The organism is Rhizobium laguerreae (assembly GCF_019778565.1).
Lineage (GTDB): Bacteria > Pseudomonadota > Alphaproteobacteria > Rhizobiales > Rhizobiaceae > Rhizobium > Rhizobium laguerreae.
The window spans coordinates 1-12,771 of the sequence record NZ_JAAXQT010000018.1; the positions used below are offsets into that span (position 1 = coordinate 1).

Below are 12,771 nucleotides of genomic sequence, written 5' to 3' on the forward strand. Positions count from 1 at the left end.
GGCTTCATGATGTTTTCCATAGTGGCCGCCGTGCGTTTCCTTCTGAACTCGCCTGCAGATCCTCCACAGACAATTTGCGTGGAAAGGGAGGTCCCATGGCGGCTACCTATTGCTCCCGGCTTCTAATGCTCCTGTATGGTCTCGACGGCTTTGAGGATCGTGAAAGCCGCCTTGATGCGAGCCGGAATGGGGAAGTTGCGGTTTGCCAAGAGCACGACTCCGATCTGCCGCTCTGGCACAAAAGCGGCGTACGCCCCGAAGCCGCCCGTGGATCCCGTCTTATTGAGAAGGATCTCATCCCCGGGTTTTTCCCGCGGATTTAGCCTGACAGCTGGTTGGGGTTTAAGCGCCATATCGGACGAGTTGCCCTCAAGCACGGTGTCAAGCGTCGTGGGCCAGGCGTAAAGCTCCCATCCGAGTGACTGGTACATGTTGCCCAACCGGCAAGACCGGATTTGCATCGATTCCATGGCCCTTTCGAAGGAATGGCTCCAACCGGGAGGGATCGATATTCACTTCAAGGAAGCGGAGCAGATCCGCGGCCGTGGTTTTTTATGCCGTAGGCCTGTGCGTCGAGCGCCCCAGGCGTTACCCGAACCGGTTTGCCAGCCTTGTTGTAGCCAAAGGCGTAGCTCTGGATCTTTGCCGTTGGTACGTTCAGGTAAGTCCTCTTCAGCCCGAGGGCCGGCAGAAGTTTCTCCTCCATCAATGACGGAAATGGCTCTCCAAGGCTTTCTGCTGCGAGATACCCGAACAGCCCGATGCTGGGATTGGAATAGACGCGGTGCGTGCCCGGCTCGTAGCTAGGACGCCAACCACGATAAAAGCGAATGATGTCGCGATTGTCGGCTACCTCGTCTGGGAACTGGAGTGGCAGCCCGCCCGCAGCGTAGGTGCCGAGGTCGAGCAGGTTGACGCGGTCTAAGGCGCTGCCCCGAAGGACAGACATATGGTCGCTGCCCTTGTCGGAAAATGATAGCCTGCCCTCAGCCTGCGCGTAAGCATCGAGAGTGGCAGTAAAGGTTTTGCTGATAGACCCGATTTCGAACAGGGTGTCATCACCGACAGGAACTGACCCCTCCCGGTCGGCGAGCCCATAGTTCCAGACAAAGCTGCGTCCATTGATTGTGGCGCCGACGGCCATTCCCGGGATGTCATTTTCTGACATCAGTGGCTTTATGGCCTTGTCAACAACGGTTGCAATCCGCCGCTCCGTTTCATCCGTTTTCGCGCCGACAGGGTTGACCGTGGCGACCAATGCTACGGCAATGGCATGGCCGGCAGCGACCGTGCGGTTTGCTGAACCAGAAAATCTCATAGCTAGAGGCTCTCTCCGTAAGAGTGGCGTCGGCCGGTCCTCGACCTGAAGTCGATTTACCGGCCACTGCTGCATCGAGCAAATGAAGACTTCTCGGTCGAGGCATGAGAAATTCTTGGCCTTCCCCGCGCCGCTTCGACCCAGTTTCAACCTGCCGCGTTCATGTCCATGTAGGCGGGTTCGAAGATATGAGCATCCGGATCTGCAAAGCTGCGCAGGCACATGAAGCCAAGATCCTGCGCTGACGGACATCCACCTGTCCACCGGATCATCAAGGAGAAGGCGGCGGGCAGACGACCATCGGTCGGTGTTGACAGGCGGGTGGTCGACCTTCCATCTCACCCGGTTGAAAGCGGACTCAAAAATTCCATAAACTGCATGACGTCACCCTAAGTGTTTGAAGCTGCACTAAGTTCTTCGAGGTCGGCTGTTCGATTCCCATCAAGGCGTGAACAGAGTTTCCGACATCACTCATGAAAATCGCCAAGAACGATTTTGCCGAACTCTCCGCCGGCTTCCAACCGGCGATGGGCATCCGACGTAGCTGAGAGCGGATACAGCGCTCCGACGACGGGCTGAAGTTCATTGCCCATCATTGGCAGCACATCGTCCTGGCGCGGCGTGACGCCATATCGATGCCGGTAGGATGGATCACGACATCGACGAACGAAAGCAGGCTCCGCAGGGTCCTAATGGGCTTTGAAATCATCTCGGGCAAGCGGCCGCGGGTGCCTGCCATCTATGTCGGATATCCCATACTCTTCCGCCAGTTTCGCGGCGACATGTACCGATCCAGATTTGTTCATCAGCTGCGGGTCTTGCCAGAGGCCTTTTATCACTCGGCCAATAAAACGCGGCGATTCAGAGTTCGACAGATCAAGATATTCGGCGGCGCGCAACACCGCCTCGGTGCGCACCAATCCCGGATAAAGCGCCAGCGCAGCTACGCCATGGGGTTCCAGATCGTGCGCGAAATCGGCCGCCATTTTATTAGCCCCAGCTTTGGCGACGCCATAGATCGCGTTCCCTTCAAAAACCTCGGCTGCCCAAAACGAGATATTGACGATCAATCCACGACGTCGAGCGATCATGGCAGGCGCTGTAGCGGAGGATGCGACGAAAGCGGCGCGCAACGCCACATTGATCATCGCCTCCCAACGCCACATGGGCTGCTCCCAGAACGGGCGCGCCCATGTGAATTCGTCATTTTCCACCATCTTTTCATAGCCTGGCCAGGCGTTGTTGACGAGAATATCGATCTTGCCATGCCGGTGCAAAATATCGGCGATGACAGATTGGGTTTGGCGGTCAACTGCGTGGTCGCAATAATGAATGCCCAACTCTCCGGGCAAGCCTTTTGCCTCCTCAAGGAGGCCTTCCAGCGAACCAGTCCCTTGCGGATGGACCGAAGCCTCTGCTTCGGTACGGGTACGCCCACTGACGTGTACGGTCGCGCCAGCCTCGAGCAATGCGAGAGCCACGCCGCGACCGATCCCGCGGCTTGCGCCGGTTACAACACAGACTTCACCCTTGAGGTCCATAGCATCCTCCTTGTGTTCATAGGAACATAGGGGGAACGCACCGGGGTTGCAACCGTACCGCTTTTTGTCGTGAGCCAAACATGAAGATAGATCTAAGCGGAAAGCGCGCCGTCGTCAGCGGATCCACGGCCGGCAATGGACTTGCCATCGCAACAGCAGGCGCGGAGGTTGTCGCCAACGGTCGAACGGAAGAGCGCGTTCAGCAGGCTATTGCGACCATCCGTGAGGCAGCGCCGACTGCAATCCTATCAGGCATCGCATCCGATATGGCAAGGACCGTTCGACCTGGATGGCGCCCTTCATTTCATCAGTGTCTCGATGAACATCGCGCACAACCGCTGTTGTGATCGGGGGCCGCGTTGTCGCGCGGTGAGAGTGTCGGAAGGCTATCAACGCTGTGGAAGTTTGGGCTAAGACTTTCGAGGGTATGAGATACTTTTTTCACCCTAAGCTACCTGCAAAGCGCTCCGGATACCGTTCGCGCTGAAACCATTCGACGACGAAGTCGATGAACACGCGTGTCTTTGCGGGAAGCAGGGTCTTGCTGGCATAGTAGATCGATATCGGCCCGGCATCGACCCACCATGACGGCAGCAGGCGCACCAGCTCGCCACTTTCCAGATGCGGCAGTGCGTCCGGCTTGGCTAGCAGCGTGACCCCCAGCCCCAGGATAGCGGCCGCTCGCATGGCGGCGGGGTCGTTAACGACAATGGTTTCCTTGAGAGAGACGGCATGTTCTTCGCCCGCGGCGTTGCGCATTTGTCTTTGCGTGACGCGGCCGGTGCGCAGCGATCGCATGACGATCCCATCCGTCTCAGCAAGGTCACTCGGAGCAGCCACCCTCGGCCGGCCTTCAAGATAAGTGGGGGAGGCGACCGCAATCAAATGGGCAGGTGCCAGCGTCCTGGCGACAACGCCTTGCGCAAGCTCGAAGCCACCACCGATGGCGGCGTCATATCCTTCGGCGATAAGATCCACCTGCCGGTTTTCGAACGTCCATTCCGGCCGTATGAGAGGATATCGCTGTCTGAACTCGGGGAGCATCGGAAGGATGTAGCCCATACCGAAGGTCGGACCCATGCTAACCTTAAGAATGCCGGCCGGTTGCCCATCTGTCTTCGACACCTCCGCGATCGCACCCTGCAGGTTCTCGAGATGATTGCGGATGGAGGTGAGGAACCGTTCGCCGGCCTCCGTGAGTTTGAGGCTGCGGGTGCTGCGATGAAACAGCCGAAGCTGCAGGTTGCTTTCGAGGGCCGCAACGTTGCGGCTGACGCCCGCTGGCGTAAGACCGAGCCGCCGCGCCGCAGCCGAAAAGCTGCCAAGTTCGGCACTTCGCACGAATGACTCCAGGTTCGCCAGGCTCTCCATCGTTTCCACCTTCAACAATCACTTGAAACTGATAGCGTCGATTGGCGGCTAATCAAAGTGAATTCTTTGGGCCATCTTCACGTCATCAAACAAAAGGAATTGAAGATGATGACCCAGACGCACCAACCACTCGCTGGCAAAGTTGCGCTTGTCACCGGCGGCTCGCGCGGTATCGGCGCCGCGATTGTCCGGCGCCTGGCTCGCGACGGCGCGGATGTCGTATTTAGCTACGCCGCTTCGGCCAATCGTGCCGATGAGCTCGTCAAGGAAATCGAAGGCACCGGCTGTCGTGGGCTCGCTGTCAAGGCGGATCAGGCTATTCCGGCCGAGGTCGCGGCACTGGTCCGCGCGGCCCATGATGCTTTTGGCAGGCTTGATATCCTGGTTAACTCTGCTGGTGTTTTCGTCACCGGCATGGTCGATGACACCCAGGCGGACGTGGCCGCTTTTGACCGTCAGATCGACGTCAACGTGAAAGGCGTCGCCGCCGCTGTGCGTGCCGCGGTGCCGCTGATGACCGATGGCGGCCGGATCATTTCGATCGGCACCACAGGCGCTGTGCACGTTCCCTTCGCCGGTGCTGCTGACTATGTCGCCACCAAAGCTGCGGTCGCTGCCTATACCCGTGGATGGTCTCGCGACCTTGGCCCACGGAACATCACCGTCAACATCATCCAGCCCGGTGCGATCAACACCGACATGAACCCACAGGACGGTCCGTTCGCCGAAAGCTTGAACAAGCTTGCTGCGCTTGGCCGCTACGGACAGCCGGAAGATATTGCCGCCGCCGTCGCCTTCCTCGCAGGACCGGACGCCGGGTACATTACCGGCGCCACCTTGAACGTCGATGGCGGCCAGTCCGCTTGACCCTTGCCTAAACCAACAGGAGAAACGACATGACCACCATCGGCATCATCGGCGCTGGAAACATAGGCGCTGCATTTGCAAGGATCCTCGCCCGTAATGGAATTGCGGCGACCATCGCCAACAGCCGTGGGCCGGAGACGCTTGCAGGCTTGGCACAGGAGCTTGCTCCTCATATCACAGCCGGCACCATTGAAGCAGCGGCACAAGCCGATATCGTTTTGATTGCCGTTCCGTGGTCTAAACTACCATCGGCGCTTGCCGGGTTGCCGAACTGGAATGGTCGTATCGTTATCGACGCGAACAACCCAATTGAGGCGCCGCTCTTCAAGCCTGCGGATCTGAATGGACGGCTGTCGACTGAGATCGTCGCCGGTCTGGTGCCGGGTGCGCGGGTGGTCAAGGCATTCAATCATCTTCTCGCTGCCCTTCTGACCAAAGGCCCAAATGCCGAAGGTGGGGAACGTGTCCTCTTCTACTCGGGAGATGACGAGGGCGCCAAAGCAGAGGTTGCCGCCCTGATTACACAGCTCGGTTTTGCCGGCGTCGATCTTGGGCCGATCTCGGTTGGCGGCAAGCTCACGCAGTTCCCTGGCGGACCACTGCCGGCCATCAATTTCGTCAAGTTCGCTTAAATACTCGCTGGAGAAACAATCATGTCCACAGATCCCATCGATATCGCTACCACGTTCTTCGGCCACTGGACCGCCAATCGCATCGAGGACGCCCTTGCGATGCTGTCGGATGACGTCCTCTACGACAACGTGCCCCTGCCAAACATCGTCGGAAGAGAGAACGTCCGGAAGTTTCACGAGGACTTCGGAGTGGGGACGGCGTTCACGGTAGACTGGACAGTCACCAACATCGCGGCATCGGGAAACGTCGTTCTTAACGAGCGCATCGATGTCTTCTCCCATGAAAGCGGCGGGACGATAACTTTGCCGGTTATGGGGACTGTCACCGTTGAGAATGGGTTGATCACAGTCTGGCGTGACTATTTCGATCTAGGCGACTTCGAAAGGCAGGTTTCGCTTATCAAACGGTAGCAACGCTCAAACTTTGCCGTCGTTACTGGCGATCAAGCTTGGTGACCTGTATGGAAATAGGGCCCCGACCGTTTTTCCATCGCAGCGCTTTGCTAAGTAGGGAGAACCCAGCAACATCGCAGCCATCCGCTGCGGTGTTGCTGTTGAACAGGCCTAACGACGGCAGCTCGTCGCCGTTACACTTTATACCTGCTGCTCACAGGTCTGGATGAAGTCCACGAACTGGGCTTATGCTTTCCAGCAACGACGCGATGTGCAGGATTGTGGATTCAGCCTGCCACGCGCCGACGAGCTGAACGTTAATCGGCATGCCCTCGGTGCTGGTGCCGAACCGCATCGACAAGCCTGGTAAGCCGGTAACATTTAACGGCACGGTCGCGCCCTGCAGGTAGGTCGCATCTACCGTTTGCCCGTCGATCACGAACTCCTCGACCCCGTGCCTGTGGGCTGGGATCGGCAGGACGTGGGTGATGAGAGCGTCATAGCGAGAGAAGTACTCGGCATAACCATCACGAAGCCGTTCCGCCGCCTGCTCAGCATCAATGTAGTCCTTCATCGACGTATCCGGCAGAGACAACATCGTCTTCGCCATTTTATATAGTTCATCGTCACGACGGCCAGCGGTCGCCTCCTCAAATGCCGGCTTCATCTCCATCACGTGCAGCCGGTTGAAGACGTCGAGCGCAAAGTCGCGCTCAAGCGCCGGGATACCGACGTGCTCGACGGAAACGCCGATGTCCTTCAGAGCCTCGGCGGCCGCCTTGACAGTTGCGGTGACCTCCGGATCGACCGGACCGAAGCCGGGTCCAACCATCCAGCCGACGCGCAGTTGACGAAACGGCTGGCGACCAATGCCGGCGTCGAACTGAATAGTGCTGCTGGAAAACGCATCCTTGCCGTCGGGTCCTGCGAGTTGCGAAAAGGCGAGCGCGATATCTCGTACCGAGCGGGCCATTGGCCCAACATGCCAGAAGCGGCGCGGCGCGCGGGGCCAGATGCCGGTCATCGGGACGCGACCGTGGGTCGCTTTCATCGAGGTGATTCCGGTCTGCGCTGCAGGGCCGCGAATGGAGATAGCGAGGTCGGTGCCAAGACCGATCGGCGACATCCCGGCGGCGATTGCCGCAGATTCGCCTCCGCTTGACCCACCCGGCGTGCGCTCAAGATCCCATGGATTGTTTGAACGCCCGGACAGAAGGTTGTCGCTCTCGATCCAGTAGGAAAATTCCGGCAGGTTGGTCTTTGCCAGCAGGACCCCCCCTGCCTTCTTCATGCGGGCCACGCTGGTTGCATCTTCGTTTGGAAGTCTTCCCTTGAAGATCGGCGAGCCGCGTTGGGTCAGAACGCCAACCGTGTCGATCGAATCCTTGGCCGTGAATGGCACGCCGTGCAGCGGACCGAGTTCCTGTCCCGACATAACGGCAGATTCGGCGCGCCTGGCTGCTTCCGGTGCGTTGTCGGCGATGGTGACGATTGCATTGACGTCGCCGTCTAGCGCTTCGGTGCGATCGAAGTGCGCCTGTATGATTTCAACAGGGGAGACTTCCTTTGTTCGGACGAGCTCCGCGAGTTTCGTTGCGTCGGAATAGATCAGGTCGTTTGTCATAATGTGCGTCCCTAACTAACAAATGGTAGGCAAGAGTTAGGTCTTTCTTTTTGATCCCTCAACCCCTATCTAACATTCGGTAGGTAAAGTTGGAGCGGCGTTATGAGTGCGAATGCGAAAGAAGCTATTTTGGCGGCGGGCAAACTAAGTGCTCAGGCGCATGGATACGGCGGATTGAACATGCGCGACCTGGCCACCGAAGTCGGGATTAAGGCCGCCAGCATTTATTATCATTTCCCAAACAAGGCTGATTTGGCGGCGGCGATCGCCGAGCGCTACTGGCAGGACACGAAGGCATGGCTGGACGAGGTGGCGAGCCGTAATAGTGACCCGAAGGAAAGCTTGCGCGAGTATCCAAAGACATTCCGCATGTCGCTCGAAAACGGCAATCGCCTTTGCCTGGGCAGCTTTTTGGGGGCGGAATACGACGATCTACCCGAACACGTCAGAAAGGAAGTCCAGACCTTCACCGACGTCAACGTCGCCTGGCTCCGTGAACGCTTGATCGAAGCCGAACTGCTAAACGCTAAGGATGCCGAGGAGCGAGCGCGTGCGATCTTTGCGGCGATTGCCGGTGCTCAGCTTCTGGCCCGCAGCCGCTCGGACATTTCCATCTTTGACTCAATGATCCAAAGCTACCGTGCGGCCGGGCTCCTTCCAATGTGAAATGCCAACGTCAATGTTGCGTGGTCGTAACGGTGGTGCGCGAAGAGCGCTCCCTTTGTGGCCGCAGAATTCGCACCCTTTAGCCGTGTCGCACTGAACGGTTACGGTTCGTTAACCATGAACTGCCACTCTCAAGTTACCGACGGTTCTCCTCCCTCCGCTGTCGAAGAAAAGCCTGGGCCGTGAGACATTGTCTCCGGCCTTTTTCGTACATCGGCGCCCAGGCTCTCCGAGATGATTGAGTAAAGAGAAATCTCTACCAGAACGGAGAAATATCGTTTCTCGCGGAGCAGCCCGCAGCGGAACAAGGTGACTGATAATGAAAAACAAGACGATAGCGGTATGGTTGACGGCGCTCGCCTTGCCTGTGGTTGTCCTGATGGGCGCGCAGATCGACACGACCTCCGGACCTTCGATCGGGGGTGGAGGCTACGATCTTGGTCCGTTTTTGTATTCCTGGCTGCTGGTCATTGTCACAGGTGTCTGGTCACTCTGCACGTGCGCGGCCGCCTTGTTGTCTCGAGACCGCTCATCGTCAAGGCATACGCTTGTCCTGACTGCGATCGGGGTCATCACTTTCGCCATGGTCCTGGTTTTCTACCGAGACAACCTCTCGTAAATTCCAGAGGATCCGCAGGGGTGTGCAGTTTCGCCGGCGCCATAGCTTATGGTCGTTCCTCGAAGACCTCAGAAACGCAATGATGGTGCGGACCTTCAGTGCGAGGTGCTTGGCTGACGGAAACAGCACCGAGATGGCATTCCATCTCACGGATGCCCACGTGAGCCAGCGCCCCGACACGACGGTTTCCGTGTGTGCCGATCTAAAGCGCGACCAAACGCTTCGCCGGCACGGCGTATCCCCTCCGCTTGCTCGTTCGAGAGCGTTCAATGAGGCTAAGACACGGAACCTCACCGTCGAAGCCAAGTTTGTTATCGAATTCTCGAAAAGGAGGAAATGATGGAACCGAAAGCTCCCCTTGTTTCGCGCCTCGCCGTTGCGGCCGCGATTATCTCGCTCGCAAACCCCGCAAGCGCCCAAACCCTCGACAAGCTGACGAACAAAGCCAAAGAACTGGTTGCTCCAATCACCGGCCAGACCGACGAGCGCCTGCAGGAGGTTGCGACGTTCGATCACCAGGTGACCGGCGTGACGGTGTCCGAAGATGGCCGGATCTTCGTGAACTTCCCACGGTGGTCGGAAGATGTGCCAGTGTCGGTCGCCGAAGTTATGAAAGATGGCTCGATCAGACCTTATCCCAACAACGACTGGAACGCCTGGCGCAACGCCAAGATGTCGGAACTGTCGCCGAAGAATCACTTTGTAACGGTGCAGAGTGTCGTTGCCGATCAGAAGGGATCTCTCTGGGTTGTCGATCCGGCTGCTCCCAACAGCGAAAAGACAATCAAGGACGGGCCAAAGCTGGTCCAGGTCGATCTCAAAACTAACGCGGTAAAGAAGGTCTATCCCTTCTCGCCCGACATCGCCGGCCCCGCCAGCTATCTGAACGACGTCCGCATCGCGCCTGACAGCACTTTTGCCTACTTCACCGACTCCGGCTCTCCGGGTGGCCTCGTTGTTCTCAATCTTGGATCCGGCAAGGCGTGGCGGGTATTGAGCGACGATCCCTCCACGCAAGCCGAAAAGGACGTTACTGTCGAAACCGATGGAAAGCCACTGCGCCGCCCGGACGGTCGCCAGCCCCAGTTCAACGCCGACAGTATTGCGCTCACGCCTGATGGTAAGACCCTCTACTGGAAGGCGTTGACGGGTAAGACGATGTACCGGGTCTCGACCGAGGCCCTGCAGAAGGCGGAAACTGATCCCGGTTCAGTGCGGCCTGAGAAGGTTGCCGAGACCGAGCCGACGGATGGCCTTTGGATCGACCAGCAGAACCGCATCTATCTCAGCACGATGGCGAACAATGGTATCAAGATCCTCAGTCCCGATGGCAAGGTAACGCCTTTGCTCGAAGATAGCCGGCTACGCTGGCCGGACACGTTTGCCCAGGGTCCTGATGGGACGATGTACGTCACCGCATCTCACATTCAGGACTCGCCCTGGTTCAGTCAAGCTTGGACTGATAAGTCCTTCACCCTCTTCAAGTTTGCTCCGCCGAAATGACATGTGTTGAGCGACGCACGAAATCTTGTTGATGTCTTCGATATCAAGAGTTTCTCGCTGAAAGCCAGGGAACTGTTCATGTCACAGGATACGTCACCGCTCTTCACTGCCTTCCGCCGCGGTCTGGCTGATCTTCACTTTGAGGTCCAACCGCAGTCAAGAATGGCTGTCTGACAGAGGAATATTATGCTCCTTCGCGATGTCGGCGATCAATGAGCGCAGCCACCGATGTGCCGGGTCGCTGCCGTAACGCCCCCTGCCAGGCAAGCTCCACGGGAAAACTGCCCAGGTTGACGGGTGCCGGTAGCGCTTTAAGCCTCTCGCCCCGCGCCAGGCGCTGGCAGATCAGGCGTGGCAATGTTGCGCAGTAATCGCTGACGGCGACCATTTCCGGGACAGCCAGAAAATGCGTCACCGAAACGGCAACGTCACGCTTCAGTCCCTGCTGCTGAAGCGCCTGGAATAGGCCCGCCCGCATCCGGCCGGGCGGAAGCACGTTGACGTGCTTCATGCGTTCATACTGCTCCTGGGACAGGCTGTCGCCGACCTCCGGATGATCCTTCCGCACCACGCAGGCCAGTCCATCGTCCATGAGATGCTGCACCAACATATTGTCAGGGGCATCGACGATCCTGCCGAGCGCATCTCTGTTGCTCCTGAGATGGCACCCGTTTCGACCAGATCATTGCCGAAGGGCGTGAGGCGCAGCCTGATCTCCGGTGCAAGCTCATAGCGGCGGGAAATCGCTCGAGCTGATCGATCCGCCACTGGCTACGGATCCGCCTGCGCCTTCAGAGCAGCGTTTAGCAAAAGGCTCGGCTGCTCCAGGGCAAATTCGCCAGAGAACTTGTTGCCAATCCAAGATCGGAGCCGCAGAACCTGTTCGTTGCAGATTTCATCGGCGTCTCGTCGATCATCCGTGGCACCGTGAGGGCCAGCGCGCTCGAAACTGCCATCGGGAGGCTGCCGATCGCCGGTGAGGTTCCGGCCAACGGTACGAAGGGTGCGATCGTCGTTCGACAGGAAGTCGTCACGCTCGGTGAAGGCTTCTGCGAGGGCCGAGTGCGCGAAACCGTCTATGGCGGTTCGGAACTGCGCGTGATCATCGACGCCGGCAAACAGGAAATCATCGCCCGAGCTCCCGCTCAGGCTGGCGACGCGGCGGTTGGCTCACTGGTGCGCTTCGGATGGGCGCCGGACACCGCCCGTTTCCTCGCCGACAAGGGCTGAGCTTCAAGGAACCGAGACATGGGGGCCTTGCGTTTTCTTTATGACTGCGACCCTGGCGCCGACGATGCGCTGGCGATGCTTCTGGCGCTCGGCCGACCCGACGCGCTGGACATGATCGCGCTCACCTGCGTTGCCGGCAATGTCGGCTTGGAGCCCGTCGTCAACAATACAAGGCGTATTCTCGAACTGTGCGGCCGGCGGGATATCCCGATTTATTCGGGTGCGGCACGACCCATCATGGCCTCGCGTGGCCGCACCTCCATCATGCATGGCGCAGATGGACTTGCCGGCAGCATGCTGCCTTTCCCGACAATGCGGCTGGCGGATGGGCATGCGGCAAAAGAGATTTCCCGCATTGCCCGGGAGGAGGGGAGATTGCATATCTGCGCCACCGGCCCGCTGACCAATCTGGCGCTGGCGCTGCTGCTCGATCCAGATCTGCCGGACTTCGTCAGCGCCATCACCATCATGGGGGGCGCCGCCTTCTGCCCCGGCAATACGACGCCGCTCGCCGAATTCAATTTTGCAGTCGACCCGCACGCAGCCGCTATCGTCTTCGACAGCGGTATCCCGGTCACCATGATCGGCCTCGATGTCTCTCGCCAGGCGACCGTGACGGATAATATGATTCGCGAGGTCCAGACGATCGATACTCCCGTCGCCAGGGAAGCGGCGCATCTGCTGATCAACTATGGCTCAAGGGACCCCTGCCTGCATGATCCGGCGGCTATCGCCTGGATGTTGAACCCGGAAATGTTTGAGACCGTGCAGGCGCATGTTAGCATCTGCGCCGATAGCGGGCCGGCCGCCGGGCAGGTGGTTGCAGCAGTCAGCGAGCGGCATCTAGCCGGACGGACAATCAATTGCACGGTTGCCGTGCACGTTACTGCGGAGGAATTCCGTCGGCTGTTTGTGGACGCACTTCGATAATCGTGTCCCGTCGAAGCGGGCGCAATTGTGTTATTCAATCCGCCTCACCGCGCCATGCTTCCTAGAGCGACGCTACG

12 protein-coding genes and 2 pseudogenes are annotated in these 12,771 nt (G+C 58.8%); 8 read left to right on the forward strand and 6 right to left on the reverse strand.

Features of this window, described 5'->3' with window-relative positions; all coding sequences use genetic code 11:
* Nucleotides 1-122 precede the first annotated feature (122 nt).
* The 4 genes and pseudogenes from ampC to HFO71_RS34060 all read right to left on the reverse strand — a co-directional run bounded on the left by ampC (nucleotide 123) and on the right by HFO71_RS34060 (nucleotide 4,230).
* A pseudogene (ampC, locus tag HFO71_RS34045) lies at nucleotides 123-1,318 on the reverse strand (class C beta-lactamase).
* Nucleotides 1,319-1,785: 467 nt separating this feature from the next.
* Nucleotides 1,786-1,914, reverse strand: coding sequence for a zinc-binding dehydrogenase (locus tag HFO71_RS34050; RefSeq protein ID WP_312883676.1), 129 nt, complete (start codon nucleotides 1,912-1,914; stop codon nucleotides 1,786-1,788).
* Between the two features lie 93 nt (nucleotides 1,915-2,007).
* On the reverse strand, nucleotides 2,008-2,859 hold the full coding sequence (locus HFO71_RS34055; protein ID WP_168340896.1) for an SDR family NAD(P)-dependent oxidoreductase: 852 nt from the start codon (nucleotides 2,857-2,859) through the stop codon (nucleotides 2,008-2,010).
* A 441-nt stretch (nucleotides 2,860-3,300) separates the two neighbouring features.
* The gene (locus HFO71_RS34060) at nucleotides 3,301-4,230 is read right to left on the reverse strand and encodes a LysR family transcriptional regulator (protein WP_168340897.1); all 930 of its coding nucleotides are present in this window, start codon (nucleotides 4,228-4,230) and stop codon (nucleotides 3,301-3,303) included.
* A gap of 108 nt (nucleotides 4,231-4,338) precedes the next feature.
* Between HFO71_RS34060 and HFO71_RS34065 the strand changes: the two genes are divergently transcribed.
* The 3 genes from HFO71_RS34065 to HFO71_RS34075 are packed head-to-tail and all read left to right on the forward strand — an operon-like array spanning nucleotide 4,339 to nucleotide 6,140.
* On the forward strand, nucleotides 4,339-5,097 hold the full coding sequence (locus tag HFO71_RS34065; RefSeq protein WP_168341018.1) for an SDR family oxidoreductase: 759 nt from the start codon (nucleotides 4,339-4,341) through the stop codon (nucleotides 5,095-5,097).
* Between the two features lie 29 nt (nucleotides 5,098-5,126).
* Entirely contained in the window at nucleotides 5,127-5,729 is a 603-nt protein-coding gene (locus tag HFO71_RS34070; protein ID WP_168340898.1) for an NADPH-dependent F420 reductase, read from the forward strand.
* A 21-nt stretch (nucleotides 5,730-5,750) separates the two neighbouring features.
* Complete coding sequence (locus HFO71_RS34075) at nucleotides 5,751-6,140, forward strand: limonene-1,2-epoxide hydrolase family protein (protein ID WP_168340899.1); 390 nt, start codon at nucleotides 5,751-5,753, stop codon at nucleotides 6,138-6,140.
* A gap of 196 nt (nucleotides 6,141-6,336) precedes the next feature.
* Here the strand turns inward: HFO71_RS34075 and HFO71_RS34080 are convergent, their stop codons facing one another.
* Entirely contained in the window at nucleotides 6,337-7,746 is a 1,410-nt protein-coding gene (locus HFO71_RS34080) for an amidase (RefSeq protein WP_221989042.1), read from the reverse strand.
* A gap of 102 nt (nucleotides 7,747-7,848) precedes the next feature.
* Between HFO71_RS34080 and HFO71_RS34085 the strand changes: the two genes are divergently transcribed.
* The 3 genes from HFO71_RS34085 to HFO71_RS34095 all read left to right on the forward strand — a co-directional run bounded on the left by HFO71_RS34085 (nucleotide 7,849) and on the right by HFO71_RS34095 (nucleotide 10,534).
* A complete protein-coding gene (locus tag HFO71_RS34085) occupies nucleotides 7,849-8,412 on the forward strand; it encodes a TetR/AcrR family transcriptional regulator (protein WP_168340901.1) in 564 nt (187 codons plus the stop codon).
* Between the two features lie 319 nt (nucleotides 8,413-8,731).
* Entirely contained in the window at nucleotides 8,732-9,031 is a 300-nt protein-coding gene (locus tag HFO71_RS34090) for a hypothetical protein (protein WP_168340902.1), read from the forward strand.
* A gap of 339 nt (nucleotides 9,032-9,370) precedes the next feature.
* Nucleotides 9,371-10,534, forward strand: a complete 1,164-nt coding sequence (locus HFO71_RS34095; RefSeq protein WP_168340903.1) for an SMP-30/gluconolactonase/LRE family protein — start codon at nucleotides 9,371-9,373, stop codon at nucleotides 10,532-10,534.
* Between the two features lie 156 nt (nucleotides 10,535-10,690).
* On the opposite strand, the pseudogene HFO71_RS34100 reads toward HFO71_RS34095, so the two are convergent.
* A pseudogene (locus HFO71_RS34100) lies at nucleotides 10,691-11,266 on the reverse strand (LysR substrate-binding domain-containing protein); the annotation flags it as partial.
* Nucleotides 11,267-11,461: 195 nt separating this feature from the next.
* On the opposite strand from HFO71_RS34100, the gene HFO71_RS34105 reads away from it, so the two are divergent.
* On the forward strand, nucleotides 11,462-11,764 hold the full coding sequence (locus HFO71_RS34105; protein ID WP_338150507.1) for a TOBE domain-containing protein: 303 nt from the start codon (nucleotides 11,462-11,464) through the stop codon (nucleotides 11,762-11,764).
* 18 nt (nucleotides 11,765-11,782) lie between these two features.
* Nucleotides 11,783-12,694: a nucleoside hydrolase gene (locus tag HFO71_RS34110; RefSeq protein WP_168340904.1), complete on the forward strand. Its 912-nt coding sequence runs from the start codon at nucleotides 11,783-11,785 to the stop codon at nucleotides 12,692-12,694.
* Nucleotides 12,695-12,771 lie beyond the last annotated feature (77 nt).